22 protein-coding genes and 2 pseudogenes are annotated in these 24,251 nt (G+C 65.9%); 11 read left to right on the top strand and 13 right to left on the bottom strand.

The features are described 5' to 3' along the window. The first annotated feature begins 368 nt into the window (after nt 1-368). From ACQP2D_RS29385 to ACQP2D_RS29375, 3 genes are all read left to right on the top strand, one after another. Nucleotides 369-1,670 carry a PucR family transcriptional regulator gene (locus ACQP2D_RS29385; protein WP_433679167.1) on the top strand — a complete coding sequence of 434 codons (1,302 nt, stop codon included), beginning with the start codon at nt 369-371 and terminating at the stop codon, nt 1,668-1,670. A gap of 187 nt (nt 1,671-1,857) precedes the next feature. After that, nucleotides 1,858-2,277, top strand: coding sequence for a DUF1330 domain-containing protein (locus ACQP2D_RS29380; RefSeq protein WP_433679166.1), 420 nt, complete (start codon nt 1,858-1,860; stop codon nt 2,275-2,277). Nucleotides 2,278-2,293: 16 nt separating this feature from the next. After that, nucleotides 2,294-3,310 (top strand): MCE family protein, encoded by a 1,017-nt coding sequence (locus ACQP2D_RS29375; RefSeq protein ID WP_433679165.1) that lies wholly within the window; start codon nt 2,294-2,296, stop codon nt 3,308-3,310. On the opposite strand, the gene ACQP2D_RS29370 is transcribed toward ACQP2D_RS29375, so the two are convergent. Next, nucleotides 3,265-3,660, bottom strand: coding sequence for a hypothetical protein (locus ACQP2D_RS29370; RefSeq protein ID WP_433679164.1), 396 nt, complete (start codon nt 3,658-3,660; stop codon nt 3,265-3,267). The two genes, ACQP2D_RS29375 and ACQP2D_RS29370, sit on opposite strands and share 46 nt — an antisense overlap. 133 nt (nt 3,661-3,793) lie before the next feature. On the opposite strand from ACQP2D_RS29370, the gene ACQP2D_RS29365 reads away from it, so the two are divergent. Then, nucleotides 3,794-4,177 carry a hypothetical protein gene (locus tag ACQP2D_RS29365; RefSeq protein WP_433679163.1) on the top strand — a complete coding sequence of 128 codons (384 nt, stop codon included), beginning with the start codon at nt 3,794-3,796 and terminating at the stop codon, nt 4,175-4,177. Here ACQP2D_RS29365 and ACQP2D_RS29360 read toward each other — a convergent pair. The 5 genes and pseudogenes from ACQP2D_RS29360 to ACQP2D_RS29340 form a co-directional block, all read right to left on the bottom strand. Continuing rightward, nucleotides 4,166-4,957 carry a hypothetical protein gene (locus ACQP2D_RS29360; RefSeq protein WP_433679162.1) on the bottom strand — a complete coding sequence of 264 codons (792 nt, stop codon included), beginning with the start codon at nt 4,955-4,957 and terminating at the stop codon, nt 4,166-4,168. The genes ACQP2D_RS29365 and ACQP2D_RS29360 overlap by 12 nt on opposite strands. Continuing rightward, a complete protein-coding gene (locus tag ACQP2D_RS29355) occupies nt 4,954-5,631 on the bottom strand; it encodes a hypothetical protein (RefSeq protein WP_433679161.1) in 678 nt (225 codons plus the stop codon). The genes ACQP2D_RS29360 and ACQP2D_RS29355 overlap by 4 nt, the downstream gene beginning before the upstream one ends. A 184-nt stretch (nt 5,632-5,815) precedes the next feature. Further along, nucleotides 5,816-8,167 carry an arylsulfatase gene (locus tag ACQP2D_RS29350; RefSeq protein WP_433679160.1) on the bottom strand — a complete coding sequence of 784 codons (2,352 nt, stop codon included), beginning with the start codon at nt 8,165-8,167 and terminating at the stop codon, nt 5,816-5,818. 173 nt (nt 8,168-8,340) lie between these two features. Further along, nucleotides 8,341-9,648, bottom strand: coding sequence for an MFS transporter (locus ACQP2D_RS29345; RefSeq protein WP_433685799.1), 1,308 nt, complete (start codon nt 9,646-9,648; stop codon nt 8,341-8,343). Between the two features lie 225 nt (nt 9,649-9,873). After that, nucleotides 9,874-9,981, bottom strand: a pseudogene (locus ACQP2D_RS29340) (SDR family NAD(P)-dependent oxidoreductase); the annotation flags it as partial. 291 nt (nt 9,982-10,272) lie between these two features. On the opposite strand from ACQP2D_RS29340, the gene ACQP2D_RS29335 reads away from it, so the two are divergent. The 3 genes from ACQP2D_RS29335 to ACQP2D_RS29325 all read left to right on the top strand — a co-directional run bounded on the left by ACQP2D_RS29335 (nt 10,273) and on the right by ACQP2D_RS29325 (nt 11,548). Then, nucleotides 10,273-10,542 carry a helix-turn-helix domain-containing protein gene (locus ACQP2D_RS29335; RefSeq protein ID WP_433679159.1) on the top strand — a complete coding sequence of 90 codons (270 nt, stop codon included), beginning with the start codon at nt 10,273-10,275 and terminating at the stop codon, nt 10,540-10,542. A 102-nt stretch (nt 10,543-10,644) separates the two neighbouring features. Next, nucleotides 10,645-11,007 carry a YidH family protein gene (locus ACQP2D_RS29330; protein ID WP_433679158.1) on the top strand — a complete coding sequence of 121 codons (363 nt, stop codon included), beginning with the start codon at nt 10,645-10,647 and terminating at the stop codon, nt 11,005-11,007. A 382-nt stretch (nt 11,008-11,389) separates the two neighbouring features. Continuing rightward, nucleotides 11,390-11,548 carry a hypothetical protein gene (locus ACQP2D_RS29325; RefSeq protein WP_433679157.1) on the top strand — a complete coding sequence of 53 codons (159 nt, stop codon included), beginning with the start codon at nt 11,390-11,392 and terminating at the stop codon, nt 11,546-11,548. Nucleotides 11,549-11,583: 35 nt separating this feature from the next. Here the strand turns inward: ACQP2D_RS29325 and ACQP2D_RS29320 are convergent, their stop codons facing one another. The 3 genes and pseudogenes from ACQP2D_RS29320 to ACQP2D_RS29310 all read right to left on the bottom strand — a co-directional run bounded on the left by ACQP2D_RS29320 (nt 11,584) and on the right by ACQP2D_RS29310 (nt 13,623). Continuing rightward, complete coding sequence (locus tag ACQP2D_RS29320) at nt 11,584-11,733, bottom strand: hypothetical protein (RefSeq protein WP_433679156.1); 150 nt, start codon at nt 11,731-11,733, stop codon at nt 11,584-11,586. 288 nt (nt 11,734-12,021) lie between these two features. Beyond that, a pseudogene (locus ACQP2D_RS29315) lies at nt 12,022-12,402 on the bottom strand (serine hydrolase); the annotation flags it as partial. 480 nt (nt 12,403-12,882) lie between these two features. Next, nucleotides 12,883-13,623 (bottom strand): SDR family oxidoreductase, encoded by a 741-nt coding sequence (locus ACQP2D_RS29310; protein WP_433679155.1) that lies wholly within the window; start codon nt 13,621-13,623, stop codon nt 12,883-12,885. Nucleotides 13,624-13,649: 26 nt separating this feature from the next. Between ACQP2D_RS29310 and ACQP2D_RS29305 the strand changes: the two genes are divergently transcribed. Further along, a complete protein-coding gene (locus tag ACQP2D_RS29305; RefSeq protein ID WP_433679153.1) occupies nt 13,650-14,252 on the top strand; it encodes a TetR/AcrR family transcriptional regulator in 603 nt (200 codons plus the stop codon). 292 nt (nt 14,253-14,544) lie between these two features. Here the strand turns inward: ACQP2D_RS29305 and ACQP2D_RS29300 are convergent, their stop codons facing one another. From ACQP2D_RS29300 to ACQP2D_RS29285, 4 genes are all read right to left on the bottom strand, one after another. Then, the gene (locus tag ACQP2D_RS29300) at nt 14,545-15,822 is read right to left on the bottom strand and encodes an ATP-binding protein (RefSeq protein WP_433679152.1); all 1,278 of its coding nucleotides are present in this window, start codon (nt 15,820-15,822) and stop codon (nt 14,545-14,547) included. Nucleotides 15,823-16,123: 301 nt separating this feature from the next. Then, nucleotides 16,124-16,462 carry a VOC family protein gene (locus ACQP2D_RS29295; RefSeq protein WP_433679151.1) on the bottom strand — a complete coding sequence of 113 codons (339 nt, stop codon included), beginning with the start codon at nt 16,460-16,462 and terminating at the stop codon, nt 16,124-16,126. A gap of 25 nt (nt 16,463-16,487) precedes the next feature. Next, the gene (locus tag ACQP2D_RS29290) at nt 16,488-17,435 is read right to left on the bottom strand and encodes a TIGR03621 family F420-dependent LLM class oxidoreductase (RefSeq protein WP_433679150.1); all 948 of its coding nucleotides are present in this window, start codon (nt 17,433-17,435) and stop codon (nt 16,488-16,490) included. Continuing rightward, nucleotides 17,432-19,147: a CocE/NonD family hydrolase gene (locus ACQP2D_RS29285; protein WP_433679149.1), complete on the bottom strand. Its 1,716-nt coding sequence runs from the start codon at nt 19,145-19,147 to the stop codon at nt 17,432-17,434. The genes ACQP2D_RS29290 and ACQP2D_RS29285 overlap by 4 nt, the downstream gene beginning before the upstream one ends. Before the next feature lie 250 nt (nt 19,148-19,397). Here ACQP2D_RS29285 and ACQP2D_RS29280 point away from each other — a divergent pair, with 250 nt between their 5' ends. From ACQP2D_RS29280 to ACQP2D_RS29270, 3 genes are all read left to right on the top strand, one after another. Further along, on the top strand, nt 19,398-20,069 hold the full coding sequence (locus tag ACQP2D_RS29280) for a TetR/AcrR family transcriptional regulator (RefSeq protein WP_433679148.1): 672 nt from the start codon (nt 19,398-19,400) through the stop codon (nt 20,067-20,069). Between the two features lie 158 nt (nt 20,070-20,227). After that, on the top strand, nt 20,228-23,032 hold the full coding sequence (locus ACQP2D_RS29275; protein WP_433679147.1) for an aminotransferase class I/II-fold pyridoxal phosphate-dependent enzyme: 2,805 nt from the start codon (nt 20,228-20,230) through the stop codon (nt 23,030-23,032). 188 nt (nt 23,033-23,220) lie between these two features. Continuing rightward, nucleotides 23,221-24,150 (top strand): LysR family transcriptional regulator, encoded by a 930-nt coding sequence (locus ACQP2D_RS29270; RefSeq protein WP_433679146.1) that lies wholly within the window; start codon nt 23,221-23,223, stop codon nt 24,148-24,150. Nucleotides 24,151-24,251: the final 101 nt, after the last annotated feature.

The following is a 24,251-nucleotide window of genomic DNA, read 5'->3' as shown; positions in this document are numbered from 1 at the left end:
CCGCAACGAGTTCGGCCTTCGTGGCGTAAAGGTGTCGGTAGCTGTGCTCGTGTCCATAAGGTCGACAACAGTGATTCGGCGCCGGCGCTGTCCCAGCAGATCCCGGTGGCGCCCATCGACCGGTGCAAGCCATGCGGGTGGCTGGCCTGGCCCATCGCCGCAGCGGTGTATCGACCGGATCGGTCGGAATGCAGGGTCACCCCCGTGGCCGTGGCCACTGCGAGCGGCCACGGCCACGTCGAGGTTGTCGGTGACCAGCTCGGCGAGCATGTGGGCGGCCGCCGACCATCCAGCGCTCGTTTGGAATGCTCGTCCCGGATCGCGCGCAGATTGTCGTGGCGCGACAAAGGTGACTATATTCGGCCGTCATGGAGGTCGAATGGCCGCCGGCGCGTGAGCCATCTGCGCAACGGGTCTGGCGGGAGGTGTTGCGGCCGATGGGTGCGCAGATGCGCGCCTCCGCCGGTGACCTCGCGCAACGGTCGGTTGCCCGGATGCAGACCGAGTTGCCGGAACTGTTCGCAGATCCGCAGAACGTCCAAGAGAACCTGGTCAGCACGGAGGCGAGCCTGCGGCAGCTGGCTCAGATCATCGAACTCGCCGGCGACCCGCGGGGGGTCGAGTTACCGCCGTCAACCCTGGCCATCGCACGGTCGGCGGTGCATCGACAGGTCGCACTCGCGGATTTGATGCGGCTGTACCGGCTGGCTCAGGAGCGGGTGTGGCAGTGGATGTTCGCACATATTGTCGACAAGGCGTCGGACGCGTCCGATCAGGCGGTAGCCCTGGATCTGGCCACGGGGTGGCTGTTCGCCTACGTCGATGAGGCGATGGTCCGAGCCGAGAGAGCGTATGAGATCGAGCGCGAAGCCTGGCTGCGCAGCGCCGCCGCGGTCCGCGCGGCCGCGGTCGAGGAGATTCTGGCCGACCGCGAGCGCAATGCACAGCGGGCATCGAAACGACTGCGCTACGACGTGAATCGGCGCCACGTCGGCGCCATCGCCTGGGTCGAGCAGGCTTCCGACGGCGGCGAAGCCCAGGCAGCGCTGGGCGAGGCTCTCGCGGGACTCGCCCAGACGCTGGGTGCCGAGAGCACCCTCATCCATTCCCTGGGCTCGCTTGCGGTCGCGAGCTGGATTAGCCGCAGGGACGCCTTCAGCTCCGACGACCTCGATGCCGTCGGTCGTGGCAAACAGGTGCCGGGTGTGGTGCCCGGCGTCAGGATCGCGGTGGGCGAGGCGGGCAAAGGCCTGGAGGGCTTTCGCCGCACGCACCTCGAAGCAGACCACGCGCGGCGGGTCGCGTCGCTGGTGGGGCCGCGCGGGGCAGCGATCACTTGCTACCGCAGCGTCGCCGTTGCGGCGCTCGGCACCGCCGACCGCGATCACGCACTGTCGTTCATCACCCGGGTGCTCGGGCCACTGGCCGCCGACGACGAGGTCACCTATCGGCTGGCGATGACGCTATCGGTGTATCTCGACGAAAACCGCAGCCGCAGTCGTGCTGCCGAGCGGCTCATGGTTCATCCCAACACGGTCAGCTACCGAGTCCACCAGGCCGAGGCCCTGCTCGGACACAGCGTCGCCACCGACTCCTTGGACATTCAGGTCGCGCTGGCGATGCTCCCCGCTCGACCCGGCCTCGCGCGTCCCCGTCCCGACGAACTGTGACGTGAGCACAACGAGCGCGGCGGACGTTGTGGCCTGGCGCCGAGAGAATGTGACCTACCTCTCTTAACGTTGCTCGGCAGCGGGCCGCTCGGCTCCGCAGCGCACCCAATGGAGGGCCATCATGCAGTCCGTGCAACAACTCGACGTGAACTACCCGCGCGATCTGAGCAGCTGGGAGGCCTGAGCGATGAGTGCCATCGAACCGAACCCGGTCCAGAGCGCAGCCCTCATGGCGGCCGCGGCCGACAACAACGACCCGGTCGTGATGATCAACCTGTTGAAGTTCAACGAGAACGACGGTGCGGCTACTTACCAGCAATACGCCGAGGCCGTTCAGCCCCATCTCGACGCCGTCGACGCCACTGTTCTGTATGCGGGGGACGCCAGCCACGTCGTAGCCGGCGACATCGACAAGGCGTGGTGGGACGCGATCGTCGTCGTTCGGTACCCCTCACGGGCCGCGTTCGTCACCATGGTGACCAGCCAGGACTACCAGCAAAAGGCCCACCCCTACCGGGCGGCAGCGCTGGAGAGCACACCGGCACCACAGTTTACGGTCCGGTTCGGGCACCTGAAGACCTGCTCGGCAACCCGTTCGCCGCACTGATCTACGGACTCACCCGATGAACGCCCGCGACTCCGGAATCAAGCTCCTGATCTTCCTGACGATCACCTCGATCATCACCGCCATGCTCGTCGTGGTCGTCGGTGACCTGCGTTTCGTCCCCACACGCAGCTACCGCGCGCTGTTCACCTCGGCCTCGGGCATGAAATCCGGTGACGATGTGAAGCTCGCCGGTGTCCCGGTCGGCAAGGTGAAGTCGATGGCATTCGCGCACGACAAGCTGATCGAGGTCGCGTTCACCGTCTCCCATGACATCGACGTGCTCCAGAGTTCCACCGTCGCAATCAAATACAAGAACCTCATCGGCGACCGCTACCTCGAGGTCACCGTCGAGCCGGACGGTTCCGGGATCCGATCCGAGCACGATCCGATTCCGGCGGCGCAAACCAAACCTGCCCTCGACATCGACAGCCTCGTCAACGGGTTCAAACCCCTGCTGCAAGGCCTCGACCCGGACCAGACCAACAAATTGTCCGGGTCGCTGATCGCCGTGCTCAACGGCCAGGAGCAGAACATCGCCGCACTCGTGGAACAGATAGGCACACTGGGCAATTCGCTGGCGGACCGCGACCAGGTCATCGGCGAGCCCATTGCGAGCCTCGATACCGCGTTGGGTGCGATCCACCAGACCGGTGATCGATTCGACAAACTGGTCGTCAACCTGCAGTCGCTGGTCAGCGGCCTCGACAACGACCGCGCCACCCTGACCGCGGGCCTGGAGCGGATCGACGCGGGTACGGCCGCAGTCGCGCAGCTTCTCACCGACAACCGGCCCGCCATTGCCGGTGACATCACCCAATTGCAGCAGTTGGCCGGCAATCTCAACGCAGATTCGGGCACGCTGTCGCTGCTGCTGTCCAAGCTGCCCACGACGTACCCGCTGATTACTCGCGTCGGTAGTTACGGAAGTTTCGTGAACTGGTTCGTCTGTGGACTCGCGATTCGCTACCCGGCGATCGGCGGCGGCCATCAGGACACGCCGATGTTCACCGCGCCCGCCGAAAGGTGCAGGTGACAGCCATGAAACCGTTCTCGGAACGCAACCCCGTCCGGATGTGTCTCATCGGAACCGGTGCCGTCCTTGCGCTGCTCGTCTTGGCATTTCGACTCGTCGCATCCGGTCAGCGCCGACACCCACGCGGTGAACCAGAACCTCACCGCACTGGTGGTCTCCTGATCGAGGAACAGCAACAGCGTGACCTTGCCGGGATCGGCCGCTACCAAGGACGTGCCGACGACCTTTGCCCGAGTGATGATCGAATCACGGTGTGCCGCAGGCACGATGACTCGCGAGCTGAGCTGAGCGAAATCCGCCCGAAATGCGCCGGTGAGATTGTCTGTGGCGGAGGCGAATTCACTGTCCATCGTGTTGAAGTCATAGGACAGCACCCGAGGGATACGCGACTCCGCGGAATCCTTGGCCGCCCGCCCGGCATCAACCGTGGCATCCGTCCGGGCAAGGGTACGCGGGACAGGCCCGCGCGCAACCGTATCATCGGTGACTGTCTCCTCCCGATGGCTGCTCGGTCAGAGTCCAGGACTGGAGGATGTGACCACCCCGGTGCTGCTGCGGTACTCGGCCGCCTGCCGGGAGGCCCGGTTGCCGGGGCGGCCAGGGCCGACCGTGGTGGATCCGTGGGGTCGGCTGGACGGGTATGTGCCGGCGACGATCAACCGGCGTCTGGTGGCGGTGTCGGGGATGTTCGCTTTCCGGGAGATGCTGGATCCGACACTGCCGAACCCGGTGCCGAAAGGGTGTGAGGTGCATCGGGTTACCGACAACCCACCGGCGTATGCGGTAGCTGCACCGCCTGCGGTCGACCATTCATCGGCATCAGCCCCGGCGATGGTCCGCCGGGGCTGGATGTCGTCAGCGTGCTGAACCGGAGGACGACCCGCTGCGGATGCCGCTTGCCGACCCGCTCGGTAGCCGCAGGTTGGCGTCGGGGACGACGACGCCATCCGGTGTGGTCACCGAGTCACGGTCGGCGTAAGGACTCTGTCCGGGCGCTGACTGAAGTGTCGAGAGGTACTTCCACAGGCCGCCGGCCAGCGCGACGCCGCCGCCGGCCAGCGTGCCGGCCACCCCGCCCGCGGCGGCGAAAGCCAGTGCGGCCGCGGGGATGGTGGCGACGCAGGCGGGCCCGACGACGAGGCACGATGCGGCGCCGATCGCAGCGCCGACCACGGCGCCGACCACGGTCCCCACCACTGTTCCGAGCAGGGGGCCGCGGGTGAGCGAGTCGGCCAGTTCGGTCAGAGCGCGCTGATCCTCCAACGGTGACGCGACGGTTCGCGGCGCAAGCTCGACATGGCTCACATCGGGTTGCAGTGTCAGGGTGCGCCCGTCGTCGGAGATCGACTCCGCGAGGGGATGAACCGCACCGTCGATCGAATAGACCATCGGCAGCGAATCCAGCACTTGACCTGTGGAGTCGCGCAGTTCGACCTGTTGACGACTCTCCGCGACAGCGAAGTGGGCGTTGTCGACCGTGGTCAGCACACGGTCGCCCACGACCTCGATGCGGTAGTGCACCGATGGCGACGCCGGTGCATCGGCGATTGCGGGTGGTGCGGCGATCCCCGAAGCGACGACGGCCGTCAGGACACCCACCCAACACGCGCGCTGCGAGACCAGGCGCCGATCGTTTCGCGCGATCATCGCGTCGCTCCTGGTGTGGCGGAGGGGGATTCCGCATGAGGCTGCAGGTCCGGGGCGTACTTGCTGGTTCCCGGCGGGGCGTTGAGTGTGGTGAGGTACTGGTACAGCGCGATCGCCGCCGTCGGACCGCCGCCGACGACGAGGCCCGCCATCCCGCCGACGCCTCCGGCGAGGGCGACGATGGGCAGGACGGCGACAACACATCCCAGGCTCAACACCAGACAGGACGCGCCTGCGAGCGCGACGCCGACGCCCACGCCGAGAACCGCTCCGACGGCCGTGCCGAGCAGGCTTCCCACCGACGTGCCGATGCTGACGGCATTGATGAGGTCGTTCATCGCGAGCTGGTTCTCGACTGGTGACGCCACAGGTTTCAATTCGTCGCGTCGAATCGCGGCGACATCCGGGGTCAACGTGAGAGTACGACCGTCGGGTGCGATCTGGTGCCGGACCGGTAGCGTTTGATCGTCGATTCGGACCCGCAACGGCAGCGAGTCCAGGACGCGTCCCGCATTATCGAGGACCGAGACCGCGCTGCCATCGTCCGACAGCGCGAAGGTCCCGTTCTCGAGGATGGTGACCACCGATTGGTCGGTTGTCAGTTGTGCCCGGTACGACACCGCGGGGGAGATGTCGGTCGGCGCGGCTGTCGCGGTCGCTCCTGTCAGCACCATGCCGGCGACTGTCGCGGCCCCGAGGGCTGACCATCGAATTCTCATTGTTCTTCCTCACCTTGGATCGAAGTGGTCCACAAAGGCGGGCGCCGCGGCGGTTGTCACCGCGCCGCCCGCTGCCTCTGTGGGGGTGGATCTGATGGACGAGTGCGAACGCGCACCCGTGACGTTCAGCGCACGACGACTACTGCCGGGCCATGGCCGCGCGCATTTCGCTTGCGGCATCGGTGATCGGGGTGCCGGAGATGTCGACGGTCACGCTGTGCAAGGTGCCCGTGAATCGGAACGGCGCGCGGTACTCGGACGTCACCACCGACCCCGGGTTGGCGCCGCAGCGCAGGCCGCCCGGGTTGAAGATGATCGGTGTGGTGACCGGGAAATCGGCTTGGCCGACAAGGCGGTCGTCGAGGTACAACAACGCACGGCCAGGCGCGCCCTTGCCCTGCATGAAGTCCGGGAGTCCGGTGGGTTGGAACTCGAAGCCGAGCTGGTGGCGCCCGGCCGGAATCGCTTCCTCGGAGGACACGGTGAACCAGGACCGGCGCACATAGTTGTGCACGTAGTGCAGTCGGCCGTGCTGCAGGTAGAACGACCAACCACCGGTATAGCCGCCCTCGCACAGCAGCACTCCCTCCGCCCCGTCGGTGGGGATGGTCACCTCGGCGGTGATGCTGTGCGGCCGGTTGAACAGTCGGGGTGCGACCGCTGCGGGCAGCATCTGGGTGTCGGGCCGGAGGGTGTATCGGGTGCGGTTCTCGGTGAGCTGAGGTCGCTCGTCCAACAGCCGGGCCATCGCCCTGCCGTCGATGGGAAGGACCTGGTACTTGTCGGCCTCGGCGTACCACAGCCGGATCAGCTCGGCGAGCTTGTCGGGGTGTTGGGCGGCCACATTGTGGTTCTCGGCGAAGTCCTCGGCCACGTGGTACAGCTCCCAGTGTCCGGCATCGAGGTCCGCGAGGTCCTTGGCCATGATCGGAGTGCCGAATGGTCGCTCGGATTCGGCGAAAGACGGCCCCGGCCAAGGGCATACCGCGCGCCAGCCGTCGTGATCGATCGCGCGGTGGCCGAGCATCTCGAAGTACTGGGTGTGGCGGCCGGTCGGCGCGGCGGGATCATCGAGGGTGTGGGCGAAGCTGACGCCGTGCAGCGGGGTTTGTGCCACACCATTGATCGATTCCGGCGGCTCGATGTCGAGCAGGTCGAGCAGGGTGGGCATGATGTCGATCAAATGTGCGTACTGGGTGCGCACCTCGCCGCGAGACACGATGCCGCGCGGCCAGTGGATCAGGAACGGGTCGCTGGTGCCGCCGCGGTAGGTCTCACGCTTCCACCGCCGGAACGGGGTGTTGCCGGCCCAGGTCCAACCCCAGGGATAGTGGTTGAAGGTGTCAGGGCCGCCGAGTTCGTCGATGTCCCTGAGGCTGTCTTCCAGCGGCTCCTGGGCGTTGTTGAAGAACTGCAGCTCGTTGGTCGTGCCGGTGACACCGCCCTCCGCGCTGGCGCCATTGTCGGAAACCACCGCGACGATTGTGTTGTCGAATTCGCCGATCTCCTTCAGGAAGTCCAGCACGCGGCCGATGTGGTGGTCGGTGTGGGTGAGGAACCCGGCGTACACCTCCATCATTCGGGCTGCCAGTCGGCGCGCGTCGGGACTCAGTGAGTTCCAGTCCGGCACGTCGGGATCCCGTTCGGACAGCTCGGCATCGGCGGGGATGATGCCAAGTTGCTTCTGCCGGTCGAACACCATTTCCCGATAGGCTTCCCAGCCCTCGTCGAATCGGCCCTGGTATCGGTCGGCCCACTCCCTGGGCACATGGTGTGGAGCATGGGCGGCGGCGGGACAGAAGTAGAGGAAGAACGGCTTATCCGGTGCGGCCTGTTTGGCGTCGGCGACGAACTGGATTGCCTTGTCCGCCAAGTCTTCGCTCAGGTGGTAGCCCTCTTCGGGAGTGCGTTCCGGCTCGATCTGGTGGTTGTCGTAGACCAGATCCGGGTACCACTGACTGGTGTCGCCGCCGAGGAAGCCATAGAAGCGTTCGAAGCCGCGTCCCAGCGGCCAGCGGTTGTAGGGGCCGGCGGGCGATTCTTGGTCGGCGGGCGTCAGGTGCCACTTGCCGACCGCGTACGTGTTGTAACCGCGCGCTAGCAGCATCTCCGAGAGAAACCCATTGGAGAACGGGATGTTCCCGTCGTATCCGGGGTAGCCGGTGGAGAACTCGGTGACCGCCGCCATCCCGTTGGCGTGATGATTGCGTCCGGTAATGATGCACGAGCGCGACGGTGAACACAGCGCGGTGGTGTGCATATTGCTGTAGAGCAGGCCATCGGCGGCCAGCGCATCGAGGCGGGGCGTGGCGATCGGGCTGCCGTAACACCCCAATTGTCCGTAGCCGACGTCGTCGAAGACGATCAGCAGCACGTTCGGTGCGCCCGCGGCGGCACGGATCGGCTTCGGCCAGGCGGGACTGGATTGGTCGATGGTGGGTCCGACCGTTCCTGGAAAGGCTGTGCCCGGGGTGTACTCGTTCAATGCCATGCATTGCTCCTCTGCTCAGCGCTGACGAAAGCGCTGTCTATATAGGGTCTTTGCGCGATGAGCGCGTCAGTCGGGAAGGACTGCGGGTGGGGGGTCGCCAATGGGCCAGGGGGCAGACCATGTGTTGTCTTTCGGCCGGACCGGGTGCTGACGATCCGTGCGACTGTCCGGCGTCAGTTCCCGTCGGCTGCGACCGCGCTCTCGGGGTCGGCACGTTCATCGGACCGTTCGAGGGAGCCGCTCGTCGACTCCCCGAGAGACGCCATGACCATGGCGAGGATGAACATGAGGGCAGCGATGAAGTAGAAGACCGCGGGGATTCCCCAATGATCCAGAATCGCTGTGATGGCGAAGGCGCCGAGGATGTTGCCGATCCGGGCCGACGCGCTGGCCCAGCCCGAGCCGATCGATCGGAAGCGGGTGGGGAAGATCTCGGCCGAATACGTTTGGGTGAGCGGTACGACCAGCTGGAACAGGACCTGGAGCACGCAACCGATTCCCAGGACGTAGGCGGTGGAGTTTCCCGCGGTGAACAGCAACGCGACCATGCCCAACACTGCGCCGACGACGGCGAGGGAATACTTGCGCTGCCAGCGATCGGTAACAACGGTGCTCGAGAAGAATCCCAGTACGCCGACGGTGGTGACGACCGCGGTGATCAGTGTCGATTGACCGAGGTCATACCCCTGCAGTTTCAGTAGCGTCGACAGCCACCCAGTGAACCCGAAGTAGGCGACCACACCGAGAATCCATAGCGCGCAGGCGACCACGAATCGTTTGCCGTATCCCTCCCGGAAAAGTGTGCGAATTCCGCTGCCGCGATTTTCTGTCGACGTGGGGGTCGCAATCGGGGCGGGTGCAGATGCAGGCAGGGGCGTGATCGTGTGTCCGGCTGCGCGTACCGCTTCCTCGATGCCGGTCATTGTCGAATCGGCGCGGGCCAGGTTCCCACGGGACTCGAGCCAGCGCGGTGACTCCGGTAGCTGCCGATGGAAGGGACCCACCAGCAACAGCCCTAGCCCACCGACGACGTACAGTGCGCGCCATCCCCATTCGAAGTTGGGTATCAGGGCGAATGCGAGCCACGCGAGCAACGTCGGACCGATTCCGGCGATAGTGATCACCCAAGCGATGGCGCGGCCACGCACCCGGCCGGGGACGAGCTCTGCCAGCAGGACCGCACCGACCACCGTCATCCCTTGATACCCGATTCCGATGAGGAACCTCAGGATCACGAACAACTCGGGTGTCGAGGCTGCGGCGTTGAGCAACGACGGTGCGGAGAACATCACCAGGCAGGCGACGAGTGCCGGTTTGCGGCCGAACCGCCCGGCCGCCCATCCACCGGCAAACGCTCCGACGAACGCACCGATGCCGGTGGCGGCGGTAATGGCGCCGATATCACGCACTGAGAATCCAAGGTGCTCGATCAGTGCCGGCGCGCTGAACGCGAACGAATAGAGGTCGATGAGCTCGAACATGAAAGCGCCGATCATCAGGGCACAGACCATGTGATGCCAGCGAGATATGGGTAGACGTTCGAGCCGATCGGATACTGAAACCCGTAAGGGCGGAGGGGAAACTGATGTCACTGCACGCTCACTCGGCGACGGCGGCGAACTTCGCCGCGACCCACCGGGCCACCAGAGGGGTTGGGCAGGGACAGCGCGTACATGATGTCGGCTTCCGCGGCGACCGGGGCAGATCGTGGTGACCGCGATTCCGTGCGGCTCGAGTTCCACGCCCAGTGCCTGCGAGAGACCGCGGACAGCGAATGTGGTTGCGCGGTAAGCAGAGAGTCGGGGGTTGACCACCGTGTCAACGCCACCGAAATCGTCGTTGGTGGTTCGGCGAACGTGGCCAGGACCTGGGCGGACAGGTCCGAGGCTGTGGTTCGCGGCGGTAACGTGATCATGGTCACAAGCTAGCGTTGGCGTGTTGGGGAGCGCTTGTGAGCGCGCGCCAACGTGTGCGTGACTCGTTGTGATCGCACGACAAACGTGGGTAGATTCACCCGGCACGGGAAGCGAGTGACCGCCGACTCAGGAACCATCAGCAGTACTGGGGCATGGCTCGTCGAGGACGAGACCACCTAGCGGTTGGCGATGACGCTGGCGGTGTATCTCAACGAGAATTTCGGTCGCATCCGCGGCGCTGAACGGCTCACCGTCCATCCCGACACCGTCACCGATCGGGTTCGTCACGCCGAAGTGCTCCTTGGTCGGAGCATCGGCACCGAGACGCTGGAGCTGCGAGTCGCACTGGGGCTGCTGCCCGCGTTGCCCAGCCTGACGCAGTGGAATTGTGACGCGGCGACAATCGGTGCATCGAACATTGGTGCGGAGCGCCGTGAGAATGGGATCTGGGTCTCCTAATGTGGCCCGACGTGGCAGCGGCCGATCGGTCCGCAGCGACCCGCGCAACAAGGAGCCTTCCGTGCAGACCCAGCAACCCAGCCACACTGTGAGGATGTGATCGTGGCAGATACGCCTCCCGTCGAACCTGATTCGCGACCGGATGAGCGCTTCACACTCGCCAGTGAGCGGACCTTTCTGGCCTGGATTCGAACCTCGCTCGGTCTACTCGCCGGTGGGATCGCAATGGTGCACCTGGTCCCCGAATTCAGCACTGGGTCGACACGAACCCTGCTCGGTACCGTGATGATCCTCCTTGCGGTCGCCGCGCCGATAGCCGGCTTGCGCCGGTGGCTGCAGGTGCGGCAAGCACTGGAATCCGGCGCCGACATGCCCGATGCGCGTGACCTGTGGGTTCTCGCCATCGGCAGCACCGCTGTTGCGGTCTTCGCCGGCGTCGTCACCGTCGCCGGCGCTCTACACTGATCGGCCGCGTCCGGGCGCGAGCGCTCTCCGGCGCCTGGGTTGTGGATCAGGAAACAGGTATGCGGAGTAGGTAGTTCTCCCGTCGCTGATCGTGCTCGAGGAAAGAAGGCTGCAGGCGACAGGCCAGGAATTCTCTCGAGGACACTCATGAATCCACAGAATCGACAGCGTGCAGTTCACGATGCGAGCCCTTCGTCGGCGAAGCGGCCACAGCCACTACGTGTGCGGGCACAGGAGGCGAGCCCGACACTCTTGGACGCGCTGGCGTCGGCGTGGCACGTCGACGACGCGCCCCGACAGCACCGGTCCATTGCTGACATCTGTCGGGGGAGCGGGGTCCCCCGCGCACGGTGATGTGCACTTGCGGATCTGGCTGGGCGGAATGGGCTTCGACTATCGAGCCGCTGTCGCCGCGGCAGACAACCTGATCCGCGATTGGCAGCAAAAGCGCTGGTGCGCAATCGAATTGATCCTCTATACCGTCGAGGACTGCCCGCCCGCAACCCGCCTGCCGAACGAACGATTGTTTCTCGGCCCGTGACCGTGCGGGCGAAATGCGTCTGACAGCTGAAAGATTCAGAGTTCGGACTGCTCGACGGCCCACGCCGCGATCTGGGTACGCGAGGTGAAGCCCAGTTTGGTCAGGATATGTTCCGCTCGTCGGCCGAGCTCCTTGCGGCTGTTCCGGGCGCATTCCGCACGATAGACGAGCAATTTGCGAAACATGTATGCGGAGCTGCAGGCAACCTGGCCCAACGAGTCGGCGGCACCCATCAAGACAGCTGCGCGCCAGGCCTGGTGCCGTTCGTCGGCGGGTTGCGCAGCGGGGAACCGGTCGCGGAGATCGCGTCGGCGACAGGCGAGTAGGCCGCGATCAAGTCGGTCTCGACCCGGCTGGGAATGACCGTCGAGACCCTGCGGAAAGGGATCCGGCAGGACGCGGTCGGCGCGGGTCCGGCCGAGGGGTGTCGACCGAGTGGTTGCGGTGGGTGGTGATCGGTCGCAATTGTCGGGTCAGGCGACCGCGCAGATGATACCGGCCGCTGCGGTGGAAAACTGGTCGTTGGTCTGGTCGGTGTTGACACTGAGGGTTGCCGCGGTGCCGTTGGGGGTGGCGATCGCCAGGGTGCTGAAGCCGGGAATGCCGCCGGAGTGCCCCCAGACCTCCTTCGCTTCCGTCCCGCAAGGCATCTGGAATCGGATCAGGCCGAGGCCGTAGGTCATCTCTGTGCCGGGCGACATCGGCATGGTTTGTTCCATCTGCGCGAGTTGTGTTGCCGGAAGCAGTTTTCCGGTCACCAGTGCGGTGAAGAACCGGTTCAGGTCGGCGCCGGTGGAGATGATCGCGCCGGCAGCGCCGGCCCACGCCGCCTCCGAGTCGGTGGCGTCGACCCATCCGCCAGCGCGTCGGAGACCTGTGCCGGCAGTGGCGCGGCCGTACTCGGTTTCGCTGTGCTACCGCCGCAGCCGGCCGTGGTCAGCAGTGCTGCGGCGACGATGGCGTACCGGCCGCGCCGCCGAAATATGCTCGCGCCCACGCTGTTACCTCTCTCCACCAAGCGACCAAGGTCATTTCGATGTGACAGCTACGACGGTAGAGACGAGGTGTACCCATGCCTATCCGGTAATCCCCGGAATTCCCCCTACCCCCACGGTCGTACCTCCCCGGTTTCGCAGTAGCCCGTAGGCGGTAGGGAAGGCCGCGGCTTCGGTCCGGTTCAGTTCCACGCTCGGGGTTGGATCCCGACGGTCTGTTGCAGCGCCGGACCGCGGGGGTTGTCGCGGCTATCGGTGAACATCGACGTCGATCTGCGCGGCCGAGATCGGTTGGTATCGGCGAAATCTGACGTCTTTCTATGCCGATGAGCGGGTCACTCAGCCCTGCCGAGTCGGTCGAATGGTCAGATCGCCGATTTCGACGTCATCGGGTTGGTCGATCGCGAATGCGATCGCTCGGGCCACCGCGGTGGGGTCGATACCGAGATCGGCCATGTTCTGCATGGCTTGCTCGCGTACGGCCGGATCGTCGACGGCGTTGTCGATGAGCTCGGTGCGAACATAGCCGGGGGAGATCGAGGTCGTCCGCAGGACTCCGTCGGTGCTCTCCTGCCGCAGGCCCTCCAGGAGGGTGCGCACCGCGTTCTTGGTGCCGGCGTACACCGCCTGGGCGGGGACGATCTTCAGGCCGGAGGTCGAGACGACGGTGACGAGGTGGCCGCTGCCCTGACGGCGGAACACCGGCAGGGCCGCGGCGATCCCGTGCAGGATCCCTTTGACGTTCACGTCGATCATTGCCGACCAGCCCGCGACGTCCAGTTCGGCGACGGGACTGATCCTGCTGATCCCGGCGTTGCCCACCAACACGTCCAGACGGCCGAAGCGCTCGACGGCGGAGTCGACGAGCGAGTGGAGGTCTTCGGGACGGGTGACGTCCACGCGCGCGGCGGCCGCCTCGCCGCCGACGGCTTCGATTTCGGCAACCAGCCGGTCCAGCCGGTCGGTGCGGCGGGCGCCGAGGACGACCGCCGCACCGAGTGCGGCGAGGTGATGAGCTGTTGCTTCGCCGATTCCGCTGCTGGCGCCGGTGATGGCGACGACCTTGCCGTGGATGGTCATGAGGATCCTCCGCTTATAGTGGACACATGTCCGGTTACCCTGCCGACCTTAGCGGACACATGTCCGATTCTGTCAAGAGCGACGGAACGCGGCGCGCGGACGCGCAGCGCAACCGCGAACGAATCCTTCGCGTGGCACGCGATCTCGTGCGCGAGCCGGGAGAGCTGAAGCTCAACGCGGTCGCGAAGGCCTGCGGCATCGGCCAGGGCACGCTGTATCGGCACTTCCCGACACGTGAGGACCTCCTCGCCGAGGTGTACCGCCATGAGGTGGACGAGTTGGTCGCCGCAGCTTCGCGCCTGCTGGCGACGCACGAGCCGCTGGATGCGTTGGCGGCGTGGTTCGACCGGGTGGCCGCATACGCCCGGGTCAAGCGCGACGTGTTCGCCGCCGTCGAGGCAGCGACCTGGCATGACCTCGCCGCACACAGCCTCGGCCCGATCGGTGAAGCGGTGGAGTTACTGCTGGCTGCCGGTCGCTCGGCCGGCAGCGTCCGCGCAGACGCCGAGGCCCGCGACGTCATCGTGCTCATCAGCTGGCTCTCGCGGCTCGACGACGCCGAACTCGACGCGCGAGGGCCGCGGTTGCTGTCGATCCTCGTCGACGGGCTCCGCGCACACCGCCCCTGAGACGAATACGCCGAGTTGCGGCCGGGTACCAACATCCTCACCGCTGCTGGTCGCGCTGACCGAACCGGCCAGCGCGGAGCACGGTCGTCGTGACGCCGAGGCCGACGAGGGTTCGCAGCTGCGCGAGGTCGTGCACGTCCTGTTCACCGATGTCGCGTCTTCGTGCTCCCGGGCGATTTCGGCATGGACGAATCCGGCGAGGACATCGTCGATCGGGCGATCGCGCGGCGCGGACTCGCCCCGGACTCGGTGCCGGTGAGTTTCCGGTTTCCGTTCGACGAGACGGCGGGTCTCAGAGTCTGGTGTAGTTCGCTTGGTCGTGTTCGAACGCCGTCAGGATGTCCGGTGTCAAAGTCAGGCGGGTGTTGGCAATGGCGGTGAGGTAGTCCTCGAGGTTGGCGGGTTCGTTCATTCCGTCGCGCATCGCGCGTTCGAACGCCGATTGCGCACCGGCGCGGGCGGCGTACTCGATGTCGGCGGGGGTGAAGTGGGCTGTACTGCGCACCAGATGGTCGAGGTCGATGTTCTCGGCGGCGGGGCCGAGGTAGCGCTGCCAGATCGCTTCGCGGGCGGGTTCGTCGGGTGGACCGACCGGTATCACGTAGTCGAAGCGGCCCGGCCGCAGGAATGCCGAGTCCAGCGAACGAACCGAGTTGGTGGCGCAGATGAGCAGGCGGCTGTAATCCTCCCGGAATGCCGGAATCAGCTTGAGCAGTTCGTTCGTTACTCCATGCGCCGGGCTGGTCGCCGTCCCCTCGCGGGCGCCCGCGATCTCCTCCACCTCGTCGATGAACAACAGAAGTTCGTCGAGTTCGGCCAGGTCCGCGAACACCTCACGCAAGGACGCCGCGAGCCCGCCGCGTGCCGTCGCGGCCAACCGGGACGGGAACAACTCGACGAACGGCCACCCCAGTCTCGAGGCCACCGCTTTCGCGAAACTGGTCTTTCCGGTGCCCGGCGGTCCGAACAAAATCACGCTCTTGGGTGGCTTGACCCGATAATGCTCCGCGACATCCGGGTTCGCCAACGGCAACACGATCCGTCGTTCGATGACGTCTTTCTCCCGGTCCATCCCTGCCATCGACTGCCACAACCCGGGTGGCAGCAGCCGACCACCCAGCTCGGTCAGCAAAGAAGATTGCGCGGGAGCCAACGGTTCCAGCAGTTCGTAGTAGACCAAACCCGTCTTGCGCAGATATCCGGAATTCTCGAACGCGACCGACCCGGTGGCATCCTGCGGGAGGAGCGTGCAGATCCGCCGCACCCCATTCGACCGCAGCCGCCGCTCCAGCTCGGTCAGCAGCGCACTACCGATACCGCGCCGCCGCCACTGTGTACCCAGCGCCACCAGCAGGACCCAGGCACGCTCGTTCTGTATCTGGGCGACCGCCATTCCGACGATTTCTTCGCCGACCTCGGCCACCACCGCCGGCTGCCCTGCTCGCGCGGACGCCAGCACCTCCGCCAACGCGAACACCGGCTGCTCGCCGATCGCGCGGCTCTGTTCCCAGATCTGGATTGCCTGATCCAGATCATCGTCACGAAATTCACGCAGTCGCCATACCGGCATGCGCACCTCGAACTGCCATGGGAGGGTGGGCCAACTGAGACGCTCTTTCAGTAAACACCCACAGAGGGCGTGAGCAAGCCGCGGCGCAAACCTCGGGCAAATGCGATGAGCGAGACATCCATCGCAGGAACCACGATGTCGCCCGTCGGGCTGGCCGGTCTCGTCCAGACCGCGCTGCCGCTCGATTGACGAACGCAGCGCCGCGGCGAATAGCAACGCCGGCGCCAAGCCCGGCTACCGGCGCCGAGCCACCCACTCAACTGAATGCCGTTGCAATGCCAAGGCCGTGGGTAGGTCGAGGCTAAGTCAGCTCGATCCACTCGATGACGGCGCCGTGAGCGTATGTCACCGTGGCTTGGCGGCGGCCGTCCGCTTCCTGGATGCCCCGCTCGCTGCTGCCTCCGAGCGCCAGTGCGGCATCCAGGTCGTCGACGACGATCGCCGCCTGTGCGCCACGGACCTTATCGAGCTCTTCGGCGGCGCCTGCTATGACCAGGGCCGACCCCACCACGGCGACCTGCAGGTCGTATATCGGGTGCCGGTACTCGAGTTCGCGGCGGCCGTAGACGGCCTCGAACAGCGCCATCGCCGACGGGAGATCGTCGACGTAGAACCGGGTGAGCGTGCGAAATACCTGCATATCCAGTCCTTTCCCGATGCTCGCGTCAGCGCCCCGTGAGACGCTCGACCACGGGTGCGAAAGCCTGCATGGCAGATTGATCACTGTCCTGTATGACGATGTAGGACAGGCCGTACATCGTCCGACGTTCTTCCAGCTGGTCGCAGATCTCGTCGACGGTTCCGGCCAAGGTGACGGGTGCGTCCAGAATGTCCTCGGGGGAGAGGTCGACCAGGGGAGCGATCGATTCGGCGAAGCCCTTGCGGTCCGGGCCCACGTACACCAGGTTCACGAGCACTTGCAGTTCGAGGTCCCCGAAACGTGGCCCGGCCGCGTCGCGAATCCACTCGAGGCGCTCCAGGTAGTGGTGGCGGACGGCTGTCGCCGCCGTCTCGGCGCCCACCACGCCGCTCGACAGCTTCGCCGCGACACCGATGATGTCGGCGTGCTGAGCGGCGAGCGTCAGCACACGTCGCCCACCTCCCCCGATGATGAGTGGCGGGCCACCGGGTGTGTGCGGCCGGGGCGTGCAGACCGCTTGCCGGAGCTGGTAATTGCTGCCTGTGAAGCTGAAGGAGTCCTCGGACCACAGCCCGCGGAGGATCTCGACCGCCTCGCCCAGCCTGGCAATGCGGACTCCCGGAGGGTCCATCGCCAGGCCGGCCTGCTCGTAGTCGGCTGTCATCCAGCCTGCGCCGATCCCGAGCTCGACCCGACCTTCGCTGAGCAGGTCCAAAGCGGCGATCTCTCGGGCGAGCACCAGCGGGTGCCGGAAGTCGTTGTCGATCACCAGCGTCCCGACCTTCAGCGTCGTCGTCGCTTCGGCCGCAACCGTCAGCGGCACCAGCGGAGACCAGGCATCGTGGAAGTGGTCGGGCAGGAAGAGGCTCGAATATCCGAGATCCTCCGCCCGGCAGGCGAGCGACCGCCATCCGGCCGCGTCGGGTGCGTGGCGCTGCTGGGTGCCGAAACGGAATGGGTGCTCGATGGTCATGATCGCTCCGGGATGACGGGTAGCAGGACGTGGCTCGGGTACTGGCCCCCGAGGTGCAGAGTGGTTCTCCCGCCGTATATCGACGAAGGCCGGTCGGTCGGGTCGTCGTGGTCGAGCGGTCCGGGTCCGTCGGCCCCGGGCGGGCGGTAGTCGGTGCCGGCAACGGTGAGTGCCAGCCGGTATCCCGCAGGCGCGACGAAGCTCGTCGGTTGGATCTCGATGTCGAGGCGGTATACCTCGCCGGGAACGAGCGGTTGTATTTCGTCATGGGTGTGGAACGGTCGATACGGTAGCGAGCGCTCCTCGTCGAGCTTGCGGTGCGATGCGCGCAGCCACCCCAGCCCGATCGGCACCCGCACGTGATGGGCACCCTCGAAGGTCACCTCGGTCCCATCGCCGTCGAAGGCGCGCAGCGCCACGAACAGATCAGCGTCCGACGTCGTCGAGCTGACCCAAAGGACCAGGGCGACAGGCCCGGTGATCTCGACGTCGGATCCGAGCAAGTTCGTCATGAACGTCAGCGACTCCGTCAGCGCGTCGAAGCTCACCCGCCCCGGCTGGGCGTCCGCCGAGCCGGGTTCGAGGCCGAGCCGGCCGTCGGCGGTGAGGGGCGCGGCCGTCCAGACCGTCCGCGGGATCGGCCAGGCTGCTTCGGCCCGGCGCTCGCTTGATTCAGGCCGTCGGATGAGGAGCTGGACGGGAGGCTCGGCATCCCAGCCGTTGTCGACGTCGCGGAGGAAGTGGTCGAAGAACCGCTGCTGGAGCTCGACGCCATGGGAGAGGTAGAAGTCGTGGAAATGCACGCCCGAGTGCGTGAAGAGCCACTTCTGGCGCGAGCCGGCTCGAACGAAGCCCTCGATGTTGCCGCGCAGATGCAGCCCGGCACCGCCCCAGTTCGCCGCGGACAAGAGCGGCACCTCGATACGGCCGAGGTCGGGTGTCCGCTCCCAGTAATACGGGCCGTCGAGCGGCCGGAACAGGGCGCTCGACGCGATCGGTGCCCGGTTGAGTTCGAGCCGCGCCCGGCTGAGCGGAGGACCCGTCGTGGGCTCGTCGCCGAACCGGTCGCGGTACGGCGTGTCGCCGTTGCCGTGCTGGTTCACCATGATCTGGTTGATCCACCACGTCACCGGATAGCGGTTCGAGAGGATCCCGCCCGGATGACTGGTGTCGCGATAGAGGTCGCAGGAGCCCTCCCACGGGATCATGGCGACCAGGTGGGGCGGCCGCAACGCGGCGACCTGCCATTGGTTGGCGGCCATGTACGACACACCGATCAGTCCCACACGCCCCGACGACCACTCCTGCGTCCCCGCCCACTCGATGACGTCGACGTAGTCGTTGGTCTCCCTCGGCGAGTAGGGGTCGTAGTAGCCGGGTGACTTGCCCTGGCCCCGGACATCGACGGTCACGACCACATACCCACGCGGCACCCAGCGCTCAGGGTCGACAAACTCCCAGGCGATCAGACGACCGGACGATCCGTTCTCGACGACCTCGGGATGGCGTTGAACGAAGTCGGCCCACTCGGCGGCGTAGGCAGCACCGATCCACGGATCCTTCCCGTACGGCCCTTGGGCGACGACGACCGGGTACCGACCAGGTTCGTCCGGGCGGAATACATCCGCGCGAACGCTTGCGCCGTCATGCAGGGGGATCTGGATGTCGTGCTCGAACCGGATCCCGGATGGCACGGCGTCAACGCTCGGCATGGCCGGTGTTCTCCTTCGTCATCCGGGTCCGGAAGGCGGTCCTCGAGAGCCGCATACCCGAAAAGCTTGGTACCTCGTGACCTGTTTTTGTCATGCCTCTGTCCGATCTAATGCAACTTCATGTTGCAATAAGGCTATCAACCTCGTCCCGTAATGGCAACAAAATGTTGCGTTTGCGGCCACGGTGGCAGATCTAACCGCGTGGCCGACGATTTCGCTGCAACAATCTGTTGCGTTAACGTTGTTGCGCGTGAGCACGGACCAGCCCTACGACGCCGTACGCAAGCGGCCGGGAGGCCGCAGCGCTCGGATACGGGCCGCGACGCTGCACGCCGCACTCGAGGAGCTCGCCGAGGTCGGCTACGCCGCGTTCTCCCTCGATGCGGTAGCCCGTCGCGCCGGCGTCCACAAGACCACGCTCTATCGCCGCTGGGGGACGCCGGACGATCTGCTCTTGGAAGCGATGATCGAGGCTGCGCAGGAATCGGTGCCGATCCCTGACCTGGGTGCGCTCCGCAGTGACCTGCTGGCCTACCTCGAGGCGATCGTGGAGAACCTGCGGTCACCGCTGGTCGACGCGGCCGCTCGGGCTTTTGCCGCGGAGGCGCCGCGCAACCCCCGACTCGCCGAAACGGGACGGCGGTTCTGGGCGAGGAGGTTCGCCCTGGCCCGGCCGATCACAGAGCGGGCGATCGAACGAGGTGAGCTTCCCGAGTCGACCGATCCAGACCAGATCATCGAGCTCCTCCTCGGGCCGGTGTACCTACGGCTCCTGGTCACCAACGACGTCCTCGACCGTTCGTTCGTCGAGAACACCGTCAACTTCGTCGTGGCCGGAGCCGGCGCCGCGAAGAGAGAGCGTATCGGGGACATAACACCGGTCGACGAGAGTGGCAGCGATACCTCGGCGACGGCACCCTGAGCCTCTGACGAGCTGCAAACGGCCGCTCCCGGCCGACTTCGTGCAGCTAGGAATTTGCTCGGTGGCGGGGCAGAATATTTGCAGGGATGAATGTTCCAGGTGACCTTTCGTATTCGACAGATCACTTCGCCCACTGATCGGGGGGCGGGACTGACGACATGCATCGAGACGGACAGCGCCCGAAAGGGCTCAGTGTTTCCGCGCTGGCGGCGGTAGCGAACCCGTCGTACTCGCGAATCGACACATGGAATCTGCTCGATGACGCGTGCCGTCGGCTCGCCGATGTCAACCGGGCCGGGCTGGACACCACCCACGAAGTCGCCCGGGTGCGTCGCCTCCTCGATCGTCTCAGCGCCTACGAGCGGTACTGGCTGTACCCAGGCGCGGCCGGACTGGCGGAGTTTCGCGGATTTGTCGCCGATCTCGCAACGGCGCGGCTCACCGAGGAGGTGTCGCTGGCCGTACGCCTGCTGTCCGAGTACGGCGATGGTGCTGCCGTGTTCGACACCTCCGTGCCGTTGGCCGATCAGGAACTCGTGGCGCGGGCCAAACGGCAGCAGTTCGTCACCGTCCTGCTCGGCGACGATTCCCCGCCCGAGGCCCCCGAGAGTCTGGCGGAGAGCCTGCGGGCGCTTCGCGACCCGTCCGACGATGTGCGGTTCGAGCTGCTCGTCGTGTCGAGCATCGAGGACGCGATCACCGCCGTCGCGTTGAACGGCGAGATCCAGGCCGCGATCATCCGGCATGACCTGCCGCTTCGCTCCCGCGACCGGGTGCCGTTGATGACCACGTTGCTCGGCGCCAACGACGACGTGGTCGTGACCGACCGCACCCAGAACTGGGTCGAATGTGGCGAGTGGATCAGGCAGTTGCGGCCGCATATCGACCTGTATCTGCTCACCGACGAGTCGATCGCCGCGGAGACCGAAGACGAGCCGAACGTCTATGACCGCACGTTCTATCGGCTCAACGATGTCACCGACCTGTACAGCACGGTGCTCGCCGGCTTCCGGAGCCGGTTCGCCACACCGTTCTTCGACGCCCTGCGTGCCTATGCGGCCGCGCCGGTCGGCCAATTCCACGCCCTTCCCGTCGCGCGTGGCGCCAGCATCTTCAACTCCAAGTCGCTGCAGGATATGGGCGAATTCTATGGCCGCAACATCTTCATGGCCGAGACGTCGTCCACCTCCGGCGGGCTGGACTCGCTGCTGGACCCACACGGCACGATCAGGACGGCGATGGACAAAGCCGCGAAGACATGGTGTGCCGATCAGACGTACTTCGTCACCAACGGAACATCCACCGCGAACAAGATTGTCGTGCAGGCCCTGACCCGGCCGGGCGACATCGTTCTGATCGACCGCAATTGCCACAAGTCGCACCACTACGGCCTAGTGCTGGCCGGGGCGTACCCGATGTACCTGGATGCCTACCCGCTCGAGCCGTTCGCGATCTACGGAGCCGTGTCCCTGCACACCATCAAGAAGGCGCTGCTCGACCTCGAGGCGGCCGGACAACTGGACCGAGTGCGCATGCTGTTGCTCACCAACTGCACTTTCGACGGCATCGTCTACAACCCCCGGCGCGTGATGGAGGAGGTCCTGGCGATCAAGCCGGACATTTGCTTCCTGTGGGACGAGGCGTGGTACGCGTTCGCGACCGCGGTGCCGTGGGCACGGCAGCGGACCGCGATGGTGGCCGCCGAGCAACTCGAATCGACATTGTCCTCGCCCGGGTACGCCGAGGAATATCGCACGTGGCGTGCGTCGATGCAGGGCATCGACCGCGCCGAGTGGAGCAACCGCCGGCTGCTTCCCGACCCCGGGCGCGCGCGGGTACGCGTATATGCGACGCATTCCACCCACAAGTCGCTGTCGGCGCTTCGGCAGGCGTCGATGATCCATGTTCGCGATCAGGATTTCAAAGCCCTCGTTCGAGAGTCGTTCGGTGAGGCGTTTTTGACCCACACCTCGACCTCGCCCAACCAGCAACTCCTGGCGTCGTTGGACCTGGCGCGTCGGCAGGTCGATATCGAGGGCTTCCAGCTGGTTCGCAATGTCTACGACATGGCGCTGGTCTTCCGTCACCGCGTCCGCAAAGACCGGCTGATCGGCAAGTGGTTCCGCATCCTCGATGAGGCCGACCTGGTGCCCGACGAGTTCCGGCCTTCCGAAGTGAGCTCGTACCGGCAGGTCAGGCAGGGTGGTTTGGCAGAGTGGAACGAGGCGTGGCGCTCCGATCAGTTCGTGCTCGACCCGACTCGGGTCACGCTGTTCATCGGCAAGACCGGCATGAACGGGTTCGAGTTCCGCGAGAAGATCCTGATGGACCGGTTCGGTATCCAGATCAACAAGACCTCGATCAACAGCGTGCTATTGATCTTCACGATCGGCGTCACCTGGTCGAGCGTGCACTACCTGCTCGACGTGCTGCGTCGGGTGGCCACCGACTTCGAGCGCAGCCGGAGCGCGGCCGGTAAAGCCGATCAGGCCCTGCAGCAGCGCCGGGTCGACGAGATCACCAAGGATCTGCCGGCACTGCCCGACTTCAGCGAGTTCGACAGCGTGTTCCGTCCCTCCGCCGCCAGCTCGTTCGGCGACATGCGTTCGGCCTTCTACGCCGGGTATGAGGAGTCGGACCGCGAACACGTGCTGCTCGGCGACGCCGGGCGACGGCTCGCCAAGGGCAAGACCCTGGTGTCCACCACCTTCGTCGTCCCGTATCCGCCCGGCTTCCCGGTGCTGGTCCCAGGTCAGGTGCTCTCGACCGAGATCCTGTATTTCCTGGCCGAACTCGACGTCAAGGAAATTCACGGATACAACCCCGACCTCGGGTTGTCGGTCTTCACCGAGGACGCGCTCGCGCGGCTGGCCGCGGCCCGGCTCGCAATTGCCGCGGCGTCCGACGGTGCGCCGGAGGCAGCTCCGGCGCTAGCAAGCCACAACCGGGTAGGGATCTCCTGAGCTGTCCAGCAGCCTGTCCCGGGGGAAGCCCTGGAGGTTTCTGGGGCAGGGACCGGTGGAGCAGAGTCCTATGACCGGCACCGGCGCAGTGACCGATGTTGTGGAACGACATGACCGATGTTGTGAAACGATCGGCTTCCTATAGTTGATCCTTCCAGGAATCGGCCATAGGCGTGTTGGAGTGCGGTGTGGAGCTGCGGGACATCGAGATCTTCTTGACGTTGGCCGAGGAGCTGCATTTCCGCCGCACCGCGGAACGCTTGCACATCACCCAGGCCCGGGTCAGCCAGTCGATCAAGAAGCAGGAGCGCCGTATCGGCGGGCTGCTGTTCGACCGTTCGACGCGAGTTGTGCGGCTCACGCCGCTCGGCGAACAGCTGCACCGGGAGCTCCGTGCCGGGTACCGGCAGATCATGGACGGTGTCGAGAGTGTGTCCGCCGTAGCGCGCGGTATGGCGGGTGTGCTGACGCTGGGAAGTATGGGGCCACATCCATCGGTGCTGGTCGACGCCATCGAGCTGTTTCAAGCCCGGCATGTGGCAGTCGAACTGCACCATCGTGAGATCCAGCCACCGGCGCCACTGGAACTGCTGCGGTCCGGTGAGGTCGACGTCGCGCTGGTGTGGCTGCCGGTGCGTGAGCCCGACCTCACGGTCGGGCCGGTCGCCCACACCTCGTCGGTGATGTTGATGGTCGACGCCGGCCACCGGTATGCCGCGCGGGAGTCGGTCTGTCTGGAAGACCTCGGCGAGTGCGTCATTGTTGCGGGACGGTCGATTCCGCCCTATATGGAGGAAGTGCTCAACCCTTTCCACACGCCGACGGGTCGACCGATCGCACGCGGACCCGCGGTCTCCACTTGGCACGAACTTCTCAATACGGTGGCCGCCGGACGGGTCGTGGCCGCCGTCGCCGCAGAGGCCGAGCGCTTCTACCCGTGGCCCAGCTTGGCCTTCGTTCCGATCCGCGACGCGCCGAGCTGCCGGTGGGCGCTGGTGTGGCGCACCGCCGCCGAAAACCCGCTGATCCGCGCCTTTTCCCAGGCGGTCGTCGACACCGGCGATGGTGCGCGGCAGGACGTTTCGGCGCGCGCCGGATCGCCGACAAGCGTGGAGTAATAGGTCTCGCTCGCATGCGGGCGAAACTGTTCCCAAATCTGGGGATGGATGATACTCGAATCGCGTATGTCCCTGGCGCGTAGAGGATTACGGATGGCGCT

The sequence above is a fragment of the Nocardia sp. CA-119907 genome, assembly GCF_050955995.1.
Taxonomy (GTDB): Bacteria; Actinomycetota; Actinomycetes; order Mycobacteriales; family Mycobacteriaceae; genus Nocardia.
Note: the sequence above shows the minus strand (reverse complement) of the source record. Positions and strands in the feature narration are given on the sequence as shown.

Bases quoted from the DNA above. Each gene is read 5' to 3' on its own strand.
- ACQP2D_RS29285 (WP_433679149.1), bottom strand. From the start codon at position 19,147: ATGCCGAGCGTTGACGCCGTGCCATCCGGGATCCGGTTCGAGCACGAC.
- ACQP2D_RS29370 (WP_433679164.1), bottom strand. From the start codon at position 3,660: ATGGACAGTGAATTCGCCTCCGCCACAGACAATCTCACCGGCGCATTT.
- ACQP2D_RS29335 (WP_433679159.1), top strand. From the start codon at position 10,273: ATGACGCTGGCGGTGTATCTCAACGAGAATTTCGGTCGCATCCGCGGC.
- ACQP2D_RS29310 (WP_433679155.1), bottom strand. From the start codon at position 13,623: ATGACCATCCACGGCAAGGTCGTCGCCATCACCGGCGCCAGCAGCGGA.
- ACQP2D_RS29380 (WP_433679166.1), top strand. From the start codon at position 1,858: ATGAGTGCCATCGAACCGAACCCGGTCCAGAGCGCAGCCCTCATGGCG.
- ACQP2D_RS29360 (WP_433679162.1), bottom strand. From the start codon at position 4,957: ATGATCGCGCGAAACGATCGGCGCCTGGTCTCGCAGCGCGCGTGTTGG.
- ACQP2D_RS29290 (WP_433679150.1), bottom strand. From the start codon at position 17,435: ATGACCATCGAGCACCCATTCCGTTTCGGCACCCAGCAGCGCCACGCA.
- ACQP2D_RS29355 (WP_433679161.1), bottom strand. From the start codon at position 5,631: ATGGTGCTGACAGGAGCGACCGCGACAGCCGCGCCGACCGACATCTCC.
- ACQP2D_RS29275 (WP_433679147.1), top strand. From the start codon at position 20,228: ATGCATCGAGACGGACAGCGCCCGAAAGGGCTCAGTGTTTCCGCGCTG.
- ACQP2D_RS29385 (WP_433679167.1), top strand. From the start codon at position 369: ATGGAGGTCGAATGGCCGCCGGCGCGTGAGCCATCTGCGCAACGGGTC.
- ACQP2D_RS29305 (WP_433679153.1), top strand. From the start codon at position 13,650: ATGTCCGGTTACCCTGCCGACCTTAGCGGACACATGTCCGATTCTGTC.
- ACQP2D_RS29375 (WP_433679165.1), top strand. From the start codon at position 2,294: ATGAACGCCCGCGACTCCGGAATCAAGCTCCTGATCTTCCTGACGATC.
- ACQP2D_RS29325 (WP_433679157.1), top strand. From the start codon at position 11,390: ATGGGCTTCGACTATCGAGCCGCTGTCGCCGCGGCAGACAACCTGATC.
- ACQP2D_RS29300 (WP_433679152.1), bottom strand. From the start codon at position 15,822: ATGCCGGTATGGCGACTGCGTGAATTTCGTGACGATGATCTGGATCAG.
- ACQP2D_RS29320 (WP_433679156.1), bottom strand. From the start codon at position 11,733: ATGTTTCGCAAATTGCTCGTCTATCGTGCGGAATGCGCCCGGAACAGC.
- ACQP2D_RS29295 (WP_433679151.1), bottom strand. From the start codon at position 16,462: ATGCAGGTATTTCGCACGCTCACCCGGTTCTACGTCGACGATCTCCCG.
- ACQP2D_RS29350 (WP_433679160.1), bottom strand. From the start codon at position 8,167: ATGGCATTGAACGAGTACACCCCGGGCACAGCCTTTCCAGGAACGGTC.
- ACQP2D_RS29345 (WP_433685799.1), bottom strand. From the start codon at position 9,648: ATGTTCGAGCTCATCGACCTCTATTCGTTCGCGTTCAGCGCGCCGGCA.